This is a genomic window from Streptomyces sp. H39-C1, from assembly GCF_027158125.1.
Lineage (GTDB): Bacteria > Actinomycetota > Actinomycetes > Streptomycetales > Streptomycetaceae > Actinacidiphila > Actinacidiphila fildesensis.
The window spans coordinates 1-16,282 of the sequence record NZ_JAPVLS010000096.1 but is presented as its reverse complement, the minus strand read 5'-3'; the positions used below and the strand labels follow the sequence as shown (position 1 = coordinate 16,282).

Genomic DNA, 16,282 nt, shown 5'->3' with positions numbered 1-16,282 from the left:
TTCTGTGAAGCCGCGAGGGCTGTCGGCGGCGTGAGCTCGTAGCACCACCCGTCGCGCAACAGAGCCCAGATGACGTTGACGCGGCGACGGGCGAGGGTGGCTCCGCCGTCGGCCAGGTCGATGCCCCAGGTGTTCTCATCGCCCAGGGCTACGACGTCGGCGAGGAGTTCGAGGAGTTCAGTTTCGTCGTTCGCGACGCGTCGGGAAAGCAGCCGACGGCCGCTCTCGTCGATCGCGACGCAGTGGTGGCGAGTCTTGCCTGCGTCGATGCCGGCCCAGATCGCGGCCATGTGGTGCCTCCGTGCGGTGAGTGCTGGTGCCTCCCGACGGACGACCTCGCTGTCGATTCCCTACGGAGCGATCGTTCGCAATTCCTAATTGGCAGCCGAGTCGTCGTGGGACGTCGGGCGGCCAATCAATGCCAGCCACGAGCGGCAGAAGGTTGAAAGCCACACCCGACGTCCCTGGGTGGATAAACCAAATGAAGGGCTCACCCGATCCCGCAGGACAACGTAGGGAAGGTTGAGCGTGTGCCATCGAACCTTGACCGACGCCCGCTTGTGTCATCGAGGATTGGTCGCGCTGGTCAGGGGCTGGCCTTGAAGAGGCCAGCCAGCTGCGCGCTTCGGGATCGGCTGTGCGGGTCAAGCGCCCACGAACATCTGCACGCTGCTGGCCTGGCACGATGCCTGCATGGAAACTGGTTTCCCGTGGGGGTCCACACCGACTGTCGATCTTCGCCTCTGGCGCGCCGACGCCATCGTGCTGTTCGACTGGCTGATGAGCACCGACCTGAACGCTGTGCCGATCACGCACCCAGCTCAGAAGCAGGCCCTTTCGGACCTCTTGGCCCGCCTGGAGGAGGTGGACGTCACCGAGTCGACCGAGGAAGAGATTGCCGCAGCCCAGGACGAGGTGGCCAAGAGCATGGGCTGGTAGGTGGGCGGAGGAGATACGCGCGAAACCGCCGCTTCCTCTCCCCGGAGCCTCCTACAGTGGACTCATGAACATTCGCTGGGGTGGCTCGGTCTGGGAACTGATGCTGGTGAAGCGCGCGGTCGGGACAGCCCTATCGAACTCGGCGAGCGGCGGGTACAGCACGCTCCTGCGCGACGGCGCCCGGAACTTGGTCGGCCACGCGGACTTGCTCAACGGGAGACGAGCCGTCGCCGGGCTTGTCGCGGTCTCCGCGGTAGCGGGCGGTGCGCTCACCGTCGCCACCATGAAGGTGACGCCGCACCTCAAGACGAAGTTCCGCCCCGCGGTCCAGGACACGGCAGAGGAGGCGGCAGAAGCCACCTCTGACACCCCTGTTGAGGAGCCGGAAGCTCTCCAGGGGCCGCGGCTACGCGCTGTCTGACCATCGGGCGTATCTCCTCCAACGGCCTGGTAGGAGCGCCGGTAGCGATCAACCTTCGGTGACACAAGCTCAAGGTTCGAGGTTCGATGACACGGGACACCAACCATGGGCACGGACGAGCTGGCCTACGCCCGGCAACCGATCGGACCCCCTCACCGCAGGTTGGTGAGGAGTCAGGCGTTCTGAGCCCCGAAGTAGAGTAAATCCGTGAACGCGTGGCGAGTTCCGGGTCCCGGACGGAAGGCCCGAACAGCGGTGCTGTGGATGGCATGTGTCGTGGGTCGAGCGCGGGCCCAAGGTGGCGGCGTGGGGTGCGGGTACGCCACGATGCTGCGATGCAGAACGAGGAGCCGTTGGAAGAGTGGGCGCGGCGGCGCGAGGAGCGCCGGAACGCATCAAAGGGAAAACAGCGGGCGGTCCCGCTCGCAGAAGGCCCGTCACGCGGGGCCCACGTCGATCCGGGCGCGCCGCGGGTGATCCAGGAGTGGACCGGTACGGAGTGGGTCGCGGTCGGCGTCGCCGACAACCTGGCCGCTGCGAAGGTGCTCCTGTACGCGGCGCAGCCGGTCGAAGAGGACCCCGTGGAATGGGACCGCCCGCCGGGGCTAGGCAAGGGCCGGGGCCGGCACCGGAAGCCGACTGCAGCGGAGGAGCGGGACTAGGCGGGTAGCGGGGGAAGGTTGTAGCGGCTGACGGCCAGGTACGTCTCCGGCGTCGCCGCTTCGAGGAGAGCAGGGTCGCCCTCCAGATCGAGCTCCGGCTCCTGGGCGCGGTGCAGCAGGTCGCTCCAGTCGCTCGTCGCGCCCCGTTCGTAGGCGTCGCGGAGCAGAGGGCGCAGCCGGGGGCGGGCTTCCTCTTGCTGTTCGCGGAAGATCCGCCGTTGGGTTAGTCGCTGCTCTTCCTCAGCGTCGTCGCTGAGCTCTTGGTGGTCGGCCGGCTGGTCCTCGGCACGCAGCCCTGGGGTGCGCCGGGCGATGGCGAGGTCTTCCTCATGGAGGCGCTCGCAGGCTGCGAACAGTGTCCGGGACATGCCGAGGTGGACCTCGGTTCCGGGGATGCGGCAGGTGAGGAAGTCATCGAGCCCCATGGAGCGGATGCCTGCGCGCAGGATGTGCTGCTCGACGTGGGGCGCTGGTTCGCGGGCATCGGCCCGCATGGCGAGGGTGAGGCCGTCGTCTTCCAGGGGCGTGGTCAGCCCAGACCGTCGGTAGCGGGAGGCACGGTCGGCGGGCACTGGCACCGTGCGCAGATACGAGGCGGGAGCGGAGCGCAGCGCCAGGTAGGCGAGCATCTGGGCGCGGGCCGCGCCGATGAGCGCGTCGTCGCTGTCGCCGAGATGGTCCTCCAGATTGCCTGGGCCCGTCACTGCGTCGTTGATGTCAGTCTCGGCAGGACTGAGGGGCGGCTGCCCGGGGTGCAGGTCGTGATCGATAGTGAGGAAGAGATCGTCTCCGGGCCGCACCGACGCTCCGATCAGGACGGTGCGGTGCGCGTACGAGCTGAGGACCTTGCTGCCGGCCGCAAGTTGCGCCCATCCCCTTCGGAGCGTGGGGAGGCCGACGTTGCCGCCCTTAGCTTCGATCAGCCAGTAGATGTTCTCTGCCTCGTGGCGCCCCCACAGGTCGGGCAGTTTCCTCTTCGGGTCTTTGAATGTGCCGTGCAGCGCGAGGATGGGGCCGCCGAGTTCGAGGTGCTCGGTCTGGCCGAGGCCCAACAGCGAGCGGCAGGCCCACTCGGTCATGGTCATGCCCAGGCGGTAGGCGGCAGCGTTCTTCGCGCTGCGCTCGGTACCGTGCGCGTAGACCGGGTTGAAGGTGAGGCGCTGGCCCACGGCGCCGGGTACGGGGTGTCGGGGCGTGACCGGGTGCGCGCCGAGATACGCGTAGAGCGGCGAGACCCGGGCGACGAGTTCCCCGAGCGCGTACTGCGGTTGGTTCTGCAGATGCGGGGTGACGTCCCGGCCGACCTCGGTGGCGGCCTTGATGATCTCCCGCCACGTGGTGGTCGGGGCATACCATCCGTCGACTGCCGGGAATCCGTCCGACCCGGTCCACGGCTTGTGTTTCGCCGTCCGCCACTGCCTCTTGGGCTTCTTCGCAGGTTCGTTGCGGAAGAGGACTGGTACGTCGAAGCTGTCGGCATAGGTGAGCGGCGGCGCGTCCGGCACGTCTGCGGTCATCATGGGGATCACTCTGGCACGCACCCGGATCGTTGACAGCGCCAGGTGGCGGGCCCCAACCGCTCTGCGGGGGGAGCGATTCAGCTGGGATCCGGTGCGCATGCTCACACACGCCGAAGCCGGGGAGGGTAGTTGTCCTTCGACAGCGAAGTTAGTCGTGCGCAGCGCGCTGACCTGCGTCGACTGGATTGGATGTCAACACGGCGGGCGATAGCGTGGAACATCATGTCGGAGGGGGACGCTGGATGCGGATTGTGCGCGACATCTGCCGTGTGCACACTCTGTGCGCTGCCCACGCGTCCGCGTCAGGCGCTGCGTCGGCGAGCGCGGAGGGCGGCCCAGTGGCGCAGGCGTTCGGTGATCTGGGCTTCGTAGCCGTTGAGGGTGGGCTGGTAGTAGGTCTCGTGGTCCATGCCGTCGGGGAAGTAGTCGGCGCCGGAGAAGCCGTCGGTGGTGTCGGGGTCGTACTGGTAGTCCTTGCCGTAGCCGAGGTCCTTCATCAGCCGGGTCGGGGCGTTGAGGATGTGGGCGGGCGGCATGAGTAGCCGGTGCGGCGGGCGGATCGGTGGGCCGAGTCGAGGCCGCGGTAGACGGCGATGGACTTGGGGGCCGTGGCGAGGTAGACGACCGCTTGGGCGATCGCCAACTCGCCCTCGGGGGAGCCAAGTCGCTCGTACACGTCCCAAGCGGTGAGGGCCTGCTGGACGGCGTGCGGGTCGGCCATGCCGATGTCTTCGTTCGCGAAGCGGACCAGGCGGCGGGCTACGAACAGGGGGTCCTCGCCGCCGTCGAGCATGCGGGCGAGCCAGTACAGGGCCGCGTCCGGGTCGGAGCCGCGCATCGACTTGTGGAGCGCGGAGATCAGGTTGTAGTGGCCCTCCTGCGCCTTGTCGTACAGCGGGGCGCGCTGCTGGATGTGGCGGACGAGTCCGGCGGTGTCCAGGGGGGTGCCGGGGTCCGGGAGGGCCTGGAGCTGTTCGGCCATGTTGAGGAGGTAGCGGCCGTCGCCGTCGGCCATGGCGATCAGGGCGCGGCGGGCGTCGTCGTCCAGGGGCAGCCGGTGGCCGATGAGGTCCTCGGCACGGTCGAGGAGTGTGGACAGGGCGGCTTCGTAGAGGCGTTTGAGGACGAGGACCTGGGTGCGGGAGAGGAGAGCGCCGTTGAGTTCGAAGCTCGGGTTCTCGGTGGTGGCGCCGATCAGGGTGATCGTGCCGTCCTCGACGTAGGGCAGGAAGCTGTCCTGCTGGGCGCGGTTGAAGCGGTGGATCTCGTCGACGAACAGCAGGGTGCCCCGGCCGATGGTGCGCCGGCTGCGGGCGGCGGCGAAGACCTTGCGCAGGTCGGCCATGCCGGAGAAGGTGGCCGACACCGGTTCGAATGCCATGTTGCTGCCGTCCGCGAGGAGGCGGGCGATGGTCGTTTTCCCGACGCCGGGAGGGCCCCACAGGATGGCGGAACCGAGGCGCTGCGACGCGACCATGCGACCCAGCGGGGCGTCCGGGGCCAGGAGGTGGTCTGCCCGACGACGTCTTCCAGTTGTGTGGGACGCAGGCGGTCGGCGAGTGGCCGGGCGGGCTCCTCGTCGAAGAGCGGCAGGGTCGCTTCGGTCGGTTCCATCGGTCTCTCGGGTCGCAGGCGGAAGTGTGCGGGCGTGGCGAGCTTTGCACGGGGCACTGACAGGCGTGGGCTCAGCGGCTCGTGGGCGCGCTTGCGGTGCTCATCGGGTACGGGGGCGGTCGCGCCTGGGCAGCCGCTCGACGGCCAGGTCGTAGGAGTCCTCGACCGCGTTGGTGACCAGCCGCTTGGTGATGCCGGGGCCCGGCCCCAGCGAGATCCAGTGGTGTTTGTCGAGGTAGCGGCCCGGTGTGATCGAGACGTAGCCACGTACGTGCGCGCGGGCGTGTTCGGGTTCGCTGTTGACCGTGATGATCTGCTCGTCCGGGTCGTCGGTGACGATCAGGAACACCTTGCCCGCGACCTTGTACACGTCCAGGTGCTGGGTGAACGGGTGGCCGTGGTCCGTCTCGGGCAGCGCGAGGGCCGCCTCGCGGGCGGTGTCCTGGAGGCGGTCGCCGGCCGCGCTCACCGGGCCGCCCGCATGCTGGTGCCGTAGGTGTGCGGGTCGACGGGCTGCTCGGCCTTGGGCAGGTGGGCGACGACGAGTCGGTAGGAGTCGGTGACGAGCTCTTTGACGCGTTCCTTGTCGACGCCGTCCCCGCCCTCCAGGGTGATCCAGTGCTTCTTGTTCATGTGGTAGCCGGGGGTGATGTGGCTGTACTGCTCCCGCAGGGCGTGGGCCTCGCCGGGGTCCGCCTTGAGGATCACGACGGGGCACCCCGGGACCTCGGTCATCAGCATGAACACCTTGCCGCGCACCTTGAAGACCTCCCAGTCGTCGCCGAAGGGATGTTCCAGCTGGGCTCCGGGAAGCTCCTCGGCGCAGTCGGCGGGGGTCTTGTGCAGAGTCGTTCCGTTCATGGGGCGTTGCCTTCCTCACGAGGTGGTCCCGGCGGCACACCCCATTCTTCCTTTGAAGCTGACAAATAGGGCAGTAGGCTGCGGACACGTGATGGTCGACAAGCGACACCCCAGCCCAAGCGGACCGGCCGGACCGGCCACCGTCCCGTTGTACGGTTTCCAGCCCCCGGTCGGCACCCCGTACGGCCTTGAGGTGAGCACCGTCGAGGAATTCTTCGCCCAGCACGACGACTGGCCGTGGAACCCGCCCCGTCCGGGCCGCGCCACCTTCCACTACCTCATCGCCGTCACCGAGGGAGAGTTGCGGCACGACGTCGACCACCTCACGCGGGCCGTCGCCCCCGGCCAGTGGCTGTGGGTGCGCCCGGGGCACGTGCAGTGCTGGCATCCGCCCGGCGCCGCCCGCGGCCCATTCATCCTGTTCGAACCGGACGTGCTGCGGCCCGACATCGCCCGCCTGCTGGCCCCGCTCACCGCACACGAGGCTCCTCCCGTGCTGAGCCCGCACCCCGACGACGCCGCCTGGCTCCAGCAGACGGCACTCCAACTTCTGGACGAACACCGCGCACTGGGGCGCCGACCCCTCGACGTCCACCACGCCCTGCGGCGCAGCCTGCTCGAATCGCTGCTGCTGCGCCTCGCAGGCGCCCCCGGGATCACCCCCGCCGACACGAGTGCCGGCAGAAGCCGCGGTGACGCCTACGGACGGTTCACGGACGCCCTGGAGCTGCACTTCCGCGAACTGCACCGGGCCGCGGACTACGCCGAGTTGCTCGGCTGCTCGGTCCGCACCCTCAGCCGCGCCGCCCGGGAATCCACCGGCAAGGGAGTGCGTGAGCTCATCGACGCCCGGCGCCTCCTCGAAGCCCGGCGCCTGCTGGGAAACGCCCGATGGGATGCCCGGTCCGTGGCCGCTCACCTCGGCTTCACCGACCCCGCCAACTTCGGCCGCTTCTTCCGCGACCGCACCGGCCTCACTCCGGCCGCCTTCGCGGCCCGCGAAGCGAGGACCGACGCGTGACAGAAACGCGGCGCTGGCCCCTTGCCCGTCAGGAGACGCCGGCTCCCGGCGCGGTCAGTCCGTGGTGAAACTGGACAGCAGCGCAGCGGGGTAGCGGCTCCCTGCCGAGCCGTGGGGAAGGATCTCAGCGATGCGGGCCAGATCAGCGGCGGAGAGCTGGACGTCGGCGGCGCCGGCGTTCTCCTCAAGGCGCTTGGTGCTGCGGGTGCCGGGAATGGGCGCGACGTCCTCGCCCTGGGCGAGCAGCCAGGCCAGCGCGAGTTGGGCGGTGGTGATGCCCTTGGTGGCGGCCAGATTCTTGAGCTGTTCGATGGCGTGCAGGTTGTAGGTGTAGTTCTCGCCCTGCCAGCGCTCGTCCCAGCTGCGCATGTCGTCCGCGGGGTATTCGCTGGCGGGCTTGACCTGGCCGGTGAGGAAGCCGCGGCCGAGCGGGGAGTAGGGCACCAGGCCGATGCCGAGTTCCCGCAGAACGGGAAGGATCTTCTCCTCGACCTCCCGCTCGAAGAGCGAGTACTCGTACTGGAGCGCGGAGACCGGGGTGACGGCGTGGGCGCGGCGGATGTACTGGGGGCCGACGTTGCTCAGGCCGAAGTACTTCACCTTGCCCTCGGAGATCAGTTCGCCGACCACCCCGGCGACCTCCTCGACCGGAACGGCGGGGTCGGAGATGTGCTGGTAGAAGAGGTCGATGTGGTCGCTCTGCAGGTAGCGCAGGCTGTTCTCGGCGACCTTGCGGATGTTTTCCGGGCGGCTGTCGAAGCCGGGGCTGTGCAGCGGGGCGGTCATGTCGAAGCCGAACTTGGTGGCGAGGACCACCTCGTCGCGGAAGTCCTTGACCGCCTTGCCCAGGAGGATCTCGTTGCTGCCGGTGCCGGCGCCGTACAGCTCGGCGGTGTCGAAGAAGTCGATCCCGAGTTCGTGGGCGCGGCGGATGGTCGCGATGCCCTCGTCGTCGTTCGAGGCGCCGTAGCCCATGGACATGCCCATGGTCCCCAGGCCGAGCGCCGAGACGCGCAGGCCCTGAGAGCCCAGATTGCGGTGCTGCATGAGTTCACTCCCTCAGTGTTTCGTCGGCTTCACCCACGGAGGCCAAACCGAACTGTTCTGTTTGACTCTACGTGCCAATCACCCGGATGCCAAACCGAACGGTTCGGTGCCTTATCCTCGGGTTATGTCCCCGTCCAGCGACTCAGGCCAGACCGCAGCGCCCGCCGCCGGCAGCGGCGACACCACGCGCGAGCGCATCCTTACCGCTGCCATGGAGGAGTTCGCCCGCCACGGCATCGCCGGCGCCCGCGTGGACCGCATCGCCAAGCTCGCCAGGACCAGCAAAGAACGCGTCTACGCCTACTTCCGCGGCAAAGAAGCGCTCTATGCCGCCGTCGCCGCACGGGAGTACGTCGTCATCGCCGAGGCCACCCAGCTGGACCCGTACGACCTCCCTGGCTACGCGGGCAGACTGTTCGACTACTTCGTCGCCCGTCCGGACCACCACCGCCTGATCACCTGGGGCCGCCTCGAACTGCCGGGCACCGCAGCCGCTGCCGACGATCCCACCCAGGCTGCGATCGCCCGCAAAGTCGGCCAGCTCCGCCAGGCGCAACAGGCCGGACAGCTCGACCCCGCCTGGGACCCGGCCGACGTCCTCGCCCTGGTCAACCAGATCGCCACGACCTGGGCGGCACAACCCGAACTCGGCAAGGCCGCCGCCGCACACGCCGTGGACCCCACCACCACCGCCCGCCGCGCAGCAGTGGTGACCGCCGTCGAGCAGCTTTTCCCCCGAGCGCGCTGAGGTCCCCGGGCTGGCGGCCGCCCTGCGCGAACGATCCGTGACGGCGCCGACCGCTCTTGCCGCTCAAGTCGAGGGATCCGGGCTCAGTCGTCCAGGACGACGACGTGCTTGCCCGGCGTGGTACCGGACTCGAGGTCGGCCTGGGCGTCACGGACCTGTTCCAGGCCGTGGTAGACCTTCGCGACCGGGACCTTGAGGCGCCCTTCGGCGATGGCCTGGAGCTGGTGGGCGAAGACGTCGGCCGGCAGGTCGGCGGCCTCGCCCGCGTAGCTGGTCAGCCGCACCCCGCTGGGGATCATGAACGGGGTGAAGTCGGGGATCGTCCACTGCCCCGCCAGGGCTCCGGTGAAGCAGACCGTGCCCTGGCGGCGGACGGTGCGGAGGGTGTCGGCGAGGACCGAGCAGCCCACCAGTTCCAGTGCGGCGTCCACGCCGTCCGGCAGCAGCGCGCGCACCTGGTCGGCGAGGGTGCCGTCGTCGACAAGGGGATGGTCAACGCCCACGGCCGTGAGTTCCCCGGCCCGGCCGGGGCTGCGGGTGGTGGACAGCACGGTGGCTCCGAGGTCCTTCGCGATCGTGGCCGCGCTCAGCCCGACCGTGGAGGTGCCGCCGCGGATCAACAGCGTCTGCCCGGCCCGTAGGCCCAGGCCGGTGGTCAGCGATCCGTAGGCGGTCTGGAACATCTCCGGCAGCGCACCGACGACCTCCCACGGCAGACTGGTCTCGAACGGGATGACCTGCGCCGCCGGGACGGTCACGTACTGGGCGTACGCGCCGTCGAACGAGCGGCCCATGTTGCCCATCATGGTCGCCACCTGCTGTCCCGGCCGCAGTCCGCTGGCCCCGTCGGCCTCCTCGACCACACCGACGCCCTCGATGCCGGGAACGCGTGGGTAGGTGACCTCCGCATCCGACTCGCCCTTGCGGGTGGTGACCTCGGACTCGTTCACGCCGAACGCCTTCACCCTGATCCGCACCCAGCCGGGCTTACGGACGGGCACCGGCACATCCTTGATCTCCAGTGCGTCCAGGCCGCCCGGCCGGGTGACGACAACGGCCCGCATCGTCGCCGGTACGGAATCGCCGGCTGCTGTCCCTTGGCTCATACCCAGCTCCTTTACCGTGTTCGTCCCCTGGTAGCTCTGTGCTGTTCCGCATGCCCGTATTCCCCGATGGCCGTCAGGGACGGTCGATGCCCTCCCACAGGTCGAGGGCCGCCGGATAGTGGGCGCTCGCCTCGAAGGGAGGGTTGCCGACCCTTTCCGAGGTCGGACGGTCCGTGACGGCGGGCCACAGCCGGGACTGCTCGCCGGTGACGAAGTCGAGCAGGATGTCGCGGATACGCGTGTCACGCTCGGCCTGCTCGGCACTGCGGCCCGGCTGTTCCTGGCCGACCAGGGCGTACATCTCGGTGCCGTGCACGGCGGGCGCGCCCTCGGCGGGTCCGATCACCAGGAGATGGGCGTTGCCGCCCGCGGCGGCGTGGGCCAGGGCACCGCGGGCGGCGGGAAGCGCGAAGAGGTAGTCCGCCATGAGCGCGGCGCGAACCTCGGCCGGGGTACGGCCGCCCTGGTCGTAGGCATGGACGATCTTCCTGGCGCGGGAGCGGGAAATGCGCCACCCCGCGACCTCGTCGGTGACGCGGTCGAGCGTGTGCGGGTCGAACCGGTCGAGGTCGTTCGCCACCCACCAGCCCATGTCGTCGCTGGCCATGCTCAGAAGCACGTCGACACCGCGGTGCGCGCCCGAGGCCAGGACGTCCATGGGGTGGGCGTGCACCACCGCGCCGGGCTGTCCGATGTCCAGGACGACGCCGGTGGCCTGGTTGTCCACCCCGCCGCGGACTCCGAGATCCGTCGGGGCGACCTTCTTCAGGGCGGCCACCAGGGAGGACGTGTCGAGGTCGATCAGCTTGTCGGGGTTGTCTGCGACACCGAGTTCCGTGACGAACCGGTGCGCGAGCTCCTCGGCCCACCAGGCCGGGATGGAGCGGGCTGGCCCGCCGGAGAACCCGGCCAGGCGCCGGTACAGGCCGTTGGCGGAGGAGGCACTGAGCAGCCCGAAGGTGGTATAGGCGCCGCCGCTGTGGCCGTAGACGGTGACCTGGTCGGGATCGCCGCCGAAGTGGGCGATGTTCCGCTGGATCCAGGTGAGCGCGGCGATGGCGTCCTGCAGGAAGAGGTTGCTGGCCTCGGCGAGCCGCCCGCCGTACTGCGAGAGTGAGAGCGCGCCCAGGGCGCCGAGCCGGTAGTTGATCGACACGCCCACCACGCGCCCCGTCGCGGCGAGGCCGGCGGCGTTCGAGGTGATCTGCGTGTTCGCGCCGTACTCGAATCCGCCGCCGTGGATGTACACGGCCACCGGCAGCGCCTCCCTGGCCGGCTCCTCGGGAGCCCACACGTTCAGGTTCAGGCAGTCCTCGCCCATCCCGCTGTCCGCTTCGAGCCAGTCACCGCTGTCGGGCTGGACGGAGACGACGCCCTTGCGGTCATAGGGGAGGTCCGGATCGAAATCCGCGACCACGGGGCGGCGGTACCGCTCGGCGGTGGCATACGGGATCCCCCACCAGGACCGTACCCCTGGTGCAGTCGGAGCCTTGGGTGTGGTGGCGGCCATGACATGTCCTTCCGGCGCGGTTCGGGTGATGTGGGAGGGTGCGTCGGCGGCTGGTTGCTCGCCGTAGCGCCCTCCCATCCTTCCCCGGGATCCGACAAATCGCCCCGCGGAGAGCGGTCACGCGATGGTCGCCAGGTGACACTTTGGCGCTCCTCTTCTTCGTCATCCACGGCTCCTGCGTCCCTGCCGCCCCGGACGGCACTCCGCTGCCCCTCCGCCGGTGGCGGCTGCTGGCCCTGGACGAGCGGCTGGACCAGGCGGCGGCGCGGCCGGTGATCGTTCCAGAGACAATCGTCTGCGATCACGGCAAGGTGTTCATCTCACGGCGTGGCCGGCGTCTTCGCCAACGCTGGTTAGTGCGCACGATCTCGCAGGCGGTTTCTCTGTCTTCGGCTACCACGTCACCGGCTCCACCGGCACGCTCTTCCTCTACGGCATCATCGTCGGTGCCGCCGCCCTCCTCGGCCTGGCCCTGCTCCTCGCGGGGGCACGCCGCAGCGCAGGCCGCCGGGGCCCGGCGCAGTCACTGCGCGAGCAGGCTGTAGTCGACCGGGAACGCGGAGACCTCATCGACCAACGCGACACCGCCCGCGCTCAGGCAGACGCACAGGTGCCGAACGACCCCGCCCGACCTGCCACACGCCACCGGAACAGGCATTGGTTCGGTCATCGGACCGCCCACCGGTGACGCCCGGCTGTGTCGGGTTTCGCAGAGTTCTCTCCTGGTGCGCTGGTCGGGCCGATGAGCGGGCCGCTCACTCGCTCGCGGTCCGTCGAGTGCAGCGCAGCATGCGCGAGTGTCCGGGTTCCGCGCGACTGCTGCTGCGAGCAGGTCACCAACGGTGCCCACGCGAGTCGGCACGCGCCGGCCAGTTCGCATTAACACGACCTTGAGCTGCTGCCGCTCGTTTTCGGAGAACGTCGGCACCCTCCACTTGGCGCCCAGCCTCCGCCGACCGCACCGACCGCAGGGGGTCCGCGTTGTTGCCGCGCCGAGGGACACCAAGTGTTCTTGACCAGGTCGGCCTTGAAGCCGCCCGGCGCTGTGAACCCGGTCGCGTTCTTCACGAACAGCCCGGTCACCCCCGCACGGCCCCGGTAGGTCACCGCCCCCTCCTGGTGCACGGTCAAGGCGACGTCGTACGGGGTCAGCAGCCACCCGTACCCCGCCGCAGCGCTCGTGGAACTGAACCCCGAGCCCACGGAGGAGCTGTTGTAGGCGGCGCCGAGACCGACGTCACCGTTGATGCCGGGCAGCGTCAGGTCGGACGTGTTGACCAGCAGGTTCCCCGAGCCGACATCCACCTGTGCGGAAACGTGATCCCCGGCGGAGAACGACAACCGGGTCGCGTTGCCCCGCGCCCCGGCGCCCAGCATCGGTGACACGTGCGTGTCCGCCAGCGGCGTCAGGGCCGAGCACACACTGCCCTGACATGCCTGGACTTGCCAGTCGAACTCGGTGTTCAACGGCATCGACGTCGGGATCGTGTACCGGGCCACTGACCCTGAAGCGACCGTGACGGTGCCGCCGTTGACCAGGTCCCAGGCGCCGTTCGCCGCGTAGGTGCCGGCGAAGAACCTCGCCGTGACCTGCCCCCCGGCGGGGCTGGACACCGTCGCGGTCAGCACCGGCTTCACACTGTCCACCAACGCCTCGGCCTGCGTGGGCACATCCGGTGGCATCGAAGCGACTGCCGGCACCGCTGCCACCCCGGCGGCCATCAGCGTCGCCGCCGTCACGCCCCCACCACAGCCAGCCGGCCCGAACTCGCACCGGGCCAGCGCCCACCCCCGTGTCTTTTGCGCACGACAACGATGCTCGTCCTGCTCGGCGCACCTCAACGGCACGCGACTGAAGGATCTTGCAGGCAGTTCATCCTCAAGTGGTCACTTCCGCACCAACGACCGTAGAGAGTAGCCATCATCACCGTCTGTCATATCCAGGAGATTTCCGTTCGTGTCCTGTGAATCCTTGGTTGTTAAAGCGGTTCTGGAATCAAATGCATCTACATCCTGCTACCTTGCCAAGCAGTTGCCAACTCCGCCCCAAGGGGTGACAAAAGGCATGGCCTGTGAACCCATATCAGGGGCAGAACCCTTGGGCCTGGAGCTCCGCCAACATCGCTTCTACCGAACCCGCTTGGGGATGAGCGCCGTGGACCGCCGCTCATCCCGCCTCCCCGACGCAGGCGAGGCCCCACTGGCGGACGTCCAACCAGCCGCCCGGCGTGCGAATCGGTGCGGATGCCGACCGCTCGCCGAAAGGGTCCTTCGTCAGCAGGCGAGGAGGGCTCCCCGACGGGAGTTCTGTGCGGACTGCATGTGCCGTGGGGTAGGGGAGTGTGCAGGAGGGCTGCGCACGGCTATGGATCTCTCTCGGCATTCTTGGGCTGCCCACTGCCTTGCAGGCCGCCGTGATGGTCGTGCCCGGATCTGGCCGCCTGCTCGTCGACACGTTTATCGCGCTCCCGCTTGGCGTCCAGTGCACCTCCCTCTGCCGAACCGTGATCGACCGCTGCCCAACCCGCAGGACTCTTCTACCTGCCCTGCCCCCGGTCGCTACTGATTCCCAATTTGATAGAGGGTCACCCGATCGAGTGGCCGCTGGGAACCAGTCCTTCGGACGGCCGATAGGATGCAGTTCCGTGCTGCATTCCAGAGAGATGTCAACGTGACCGGTTCGGCGTTCGTGGTGATCGATTGCGCCAATGGATACGCGGCGCCCGGGGTTGATGCTGGCCGGCTGCCTGACCTTGGTTTTTGGGACACTGCGGCGGTGCACTGCTGGCTGCAGGCTCATGATGGGGTGCCAAGCGCGATGGTCCGCGTCGTTGCCGCCGCCGATGCTGATCTGATCCCAGCGAGCGGCGAGCGGCTGGAAGTTCCGGTCACGGACGAGGAGATTGCTGAGGTTGCACGAGCCTCGTCCGTCCCTCCGTCGGCCGAGGCGCAGGCCGAGCTGCTCGCCTTCCGGCGCATGCTCGAAGCCCGGCCCGCGATGGTCGAACGGGCCCGGGCTGCCGGACTTTCCACTTCACGCATTGAGCAACTGGCTGGCGTACCGGTGATGGATGAGCGCGATGGTGCTTCTCAGTCCTAGCGCGCCGCTCAGGACATGCCGTGCACGGCGCGCGGTGTATACGTAACCGCGAGAGCAGCGAGGTGGGCATCCTTTTGCTCCGCCAAATCCAGATGTCTGAGAGTGCGGCCCGACCCTTGACCAGTGAGGGTCCTCTGGGCTGGCTAGTGCAGCGAAGCGTTGATCCTTCGGGGGGTCTGATCCGACGTACGCTTGGCCCCAACGCCGAGGACACGCCGCGTAAGCACGAAACCAGTGAACGTTTCGGGGCATTGCACGTGCTCCGCTTTCGTTGGAAGCATCGCAGAGGTCGCCTCCACTGCGGCCGCGGTCCCTCGGCGGAGCGCACGTGTTCGTCGGGGTAGCAGTAGCTGTCGGTGGTGCCGAATAGTCTGCGGGGTATGGCCACTCTCAAGGAACCAACACCTCCCCGACCCATCGCCCCGGGCGATGTCGTCGCAGCGTTCTCCGAGTATCTCGGCGAGTGGACAGCGGCGCAGATCACCAATTTGGACCCGGACCACCAGCTCGCGGGAGTCCTGCACCTCGACTGGTCCGGCCCAGAGCCGGTATCGGTCGCGGAGCTCGGCGAAGTCGTGCCACTTTCGCGCACGCGGGGTTTCTGCACAGGGCAGCTGGCACATTGCCACTACGAGTGGGTGCTCCCTCGGAGCTACAAGGTCATCGGAACGCTGCCGCTATTGCACGACCAGCCGGCGCAGAGCTACGCGTTCGGGTGGGGCATGGGACTCGATCTCGCCATCGAACGGCGCCGACGTCAGGGCGACGAGTCGAAGTGGTCGGATCCGTGGGCGAAAAGCATCACCGGCACCGAATTGAACGAATCTCTCGCTGGGCCCGCAGATCCTGACGTGGAGACGCGTCGGCTGACGGTTCGGTCCGTGGAGTCGCTGGACTGTGCGCGGCTCGTCGAGCGGTATCCGACGTTGACCAGTCTCACGCTCATCGGGCCGGTGACCTTGTCATCGGCATCGAGCCTGAATGAGTTGAGTTCGCTGAAGCGCCTCGTTCTCTCCGACGTCTTCGGGATGGTCGATACGGACTGCCTCCTGCCACGGCGGGTTCCCGCGCTGGAGTCTTTGGAACTGGTCAGTGTCCCCGCGGAGTACGCGACCGTGATGAGGAGGATCTGGCGGCTTGAGGAGCCCCAGGGCGTCTACCTCAGGGTCGCCAAACCTCGGAAGCCCGAGTGGCTCGCCGAGAACCTGAACAATCCGCTCCGGGACTGGGACGGCCGCGAGCAGATCAGCGCCGCGATCTACAAGAAGTCGTTGGGGCAGTACAAAGAGACGCGGCGCGCGGTGCTGGCTGTGTTGGCGTCAGTGGATTCGGCGGACGTCCTGGCGCCAAGGCTTGTCGAGCTCGGGAAGGAGTTCGGCGAAGCCTTCAACAAGCTCGACGAGCGCGCCGGATTCATCGAGACCGTTGAGCGCGAGGAGCTCTACGACGCGCTCGACACCATCTTCACCGAGGCCGAGGTTGAAGCCGACCTGGCCTGGGCCCGCGAGAGCTTGACCGAAGGCTGCGAATCCGTCCGCGATTGGTAGGGCGACTCGGGCCTGAACCGGGCTCGGCACGTGGCCCATTTTGCCGCAGCCAGTCACTCAATTCGGCTCTGTCGCTGATCTTGTGATCGGTAGGTGTTGACGGCTGGCATCCTGTCCCGCGTGTTCTTCGCCGAGTTTCGAGGCGCTTCTGCCTCATCTGTCCGGTGTCGTGGTGGAGTTGGTCGA

Annotated in this window: 14 protein-coding genes and 2 pseudogenes; 7 read left to right on the top strand and 9 right to left on the bottom strand. The window is 68.5% G+C overall.

Translation table 11 applies throughout. The features are described from left to right. Positions 1–92: 92 nt before the first annotated feature. Positions 93–290 (bottom strand): annotated as a pseudogene (locus O3W51_RS39775) (IS110 family transposase); the annotation flags it as partial. A gap of 403 nt (positions 291–693) precedes the next feature. On the opposite strand from O3W51_RS39775, the gene O3W51_RS39770 reads away from it, so the two are divergent. The 3 genes from O3W51_RS39770 (at position 694) to O3W51_RS39760 (ending at position 2,022) form a co-directional block, all read left to right on the top strand. Further along, positions 694–939 (top strand): hypothetical protein, encoded by a 246-nt coding sequence (locus O3W51_RS39770; RefSeq protein ID WP_138352731.1) that lies wholly within the window; start codon positions 694–696, stop codon positions 937–939. 64 nt (positions 940–1,003) lie between these two features. Continuing rightward, a complete protein-coding gene (locus O3W51_RS39765; RefSeq protein ID WP_138352732.1) occupies positions 1,004–1,360 on the top strand; it encodes a hypothetical protein in 357 nt (118 codons plus the stop codon). A gap of 335 nt (positions 1,361–1,695) precedes the next feature. Continuing rightward, on the top strand, positions 1,696–2,022 hold the full coding sequence (locus O3W51_RS39760; RefSeq protein ID WP_138352733.1) for a DUF6087 family protein: 327 nt from the start codon (positions 1,696–1,698) through the stop codon (positions 2,020–2,022). Here O3W51_RS39760 and O3W51_RS39755 read toward each other — a convergent pair. From O3W51_RS39755 to O3W51_RS39740, 4 genes and pseudogenes are all read right to left on the bottom strand, one after another. Beyond that, on the bottom strand, positions 2,019–3,542 hold the full coding sequence (locus O3W51_RS39755) for a gamma-glutamyltransferase (protein ID WP_269288712.1): 1,524 nt from the start codon (positions 3,540–3,542) through the stop codon (positions 2,019–2,021). The two genes, O3W51_RS39760 and O3W51_RS39755, sit on opposite strands and share 4 nt — an antisense overlap. A gap of 302 nt (positions 3,543–3,844) precedes the next feature. Continuing rightward, positions 3,845–5,019, bottom strand: a pseudogene (locus O3W51_RS39750) (replication-associated recombination protein A). Positions 5,020–5,256: 237 nt separating this feature from the next. Further along, positions 5,257–5,625: an MmcQ/YjbR family DNA-binding protein gene (locus tag O3W51_RS39745; RefSeq protein ID WP_269288711.1), complete on the bottom strand. Its 369-nt coding sequence runs from the start codon at positions 5,623–5,625 to the stop codon at positions 5,257–5,259. Further along, the gene (locus tag O3W51_RS39740; protein WP_269288710.1) at positions 5,622–6,017 is read right to left on the bottom strand and encodes an MmcQ/YjbR family DNA-binding protein; all 396 of its coding nucleotides are present in this window, start codon (positions 6,015–6,017) and stop codon (positions 5,622–5,624) included. The genes O3W51_RS39745 and O3W51_RS39740 overlap by 4 nt, the downstream gene beginning before the upstream one ends. 88 nt (positions 6,018–6,105) lie before the next feature. Here O3W51_RS39740 and O3W51_RS39735 point away from each other — a divergent pair, with 88 nt between their 5' ends. Beyond that, positions 6,106–7,038, top strand: a complete 933-nt coding sequence (locus O3W51_RS39735; protein ID WP_244809562.1) for a helix-turn-helix domain-containing protein — start codon at positions 6,106–6,108, stop codon at positions 7,036–7,038. A gap of 54 nt (positions 7,039–7,092) precedes the next feature. On the opposite strand, the gene O3W51_RS39730 is transcribed toward O3W51_RS39735, so the two are convergent. Next, positions 7,093–8,085, bottom strand: a complete 993-nt coding sequence (locus tag O3W51_RS39730) for an aldo/keto reductase (protein WP_269288708.1) — start codon at positions 8,083–8,085, stop codon at positions 7,093–7,095. Between the two features lie 124 nt (positions 8,086–8,209). Between O3W51_RS39730 and O3W51_RS39725 the strand changes: the two genes are divergently transcribed. Further along, a complete protein-coding gene (locus O3W51_RS39725) occupies positions 8,210–8,833 on the top strand; it encodes a TetR family transcriptional regulator (RefSeq protein ID WP_138352739.1) in 624 nt (207 codons plus the stop codon). 83 nt (positions 8,834–8,916) lie between these two features. Here the strand turns inward: O3W51_RS39725 and O3W51_RS39720 are convergent, their stop codons facing one another. From O3W51_RS39720 to O3W51_RS39710, 3 genes are all read right to left on the bottom strand, one after another. After that, entirely contained in the window at positions 8,917–9,939 is a 1,023-nt protein-coding gene (locus tag O3W51_RS39720; RefSeq protein WP_138352740.1) for an alcohol dehydrogenase catalytic domain-containing protein, read from the bottom strand. Between the two features lie 73 nt (positions 9,940–10,012). After that, entirely contained in the window at positions 10,013–11,449 is a 1,437-nt protein-coding gene (locus O3W51_RS39715) for a carboxylesterase family protein (RefSeq protein ID WP_269288707.1), read from the bottom strand. Between the two features lie 879 nt (positions 11,450–12,328). Beyond that, on the bottom strand, positions 12,329–13,189 hold the full coding sequence (locus tag O3W51_RS39710) for a DUF6531 domain-containing protein (RefSeq protein ID WP_138352742.1): 861 nt from the start codon (positions 13,187–13,189) through the stop codon (positions 12,329–12,331). Positions 13,190–14,084: 895 nt separating this feature from the next. On the opposite strand from O3W51_RS39710, the gene O3W51_RS39705 reads away from it, so the two are divergent. Together O3W51_RS39705 and O3W51_RS39700 are read left to right on the top strand one after the other, a co-directional pair. Beyond that, entirely contained in the window at positions 14,085–14,549 is a 465-nt protein-coding gene (locus O3W51_RS39705; RefSeq protein WP_269288705.1) for a DUF6003 family protein, read from the top strand. Positions 14,550–14,929: 380 nt separating this feature from the next. Continuing rightward, entirely contained in the window at positions 14,930–16,096 is a 1,167-nt protein-coding gene (locus O3W51_RS39700; RefSeq protein WP_269288704.1) for a hypothetical protein, read from the top strand. Positions 16,097–16,282 lie beyond the last annotated feature (186 nt).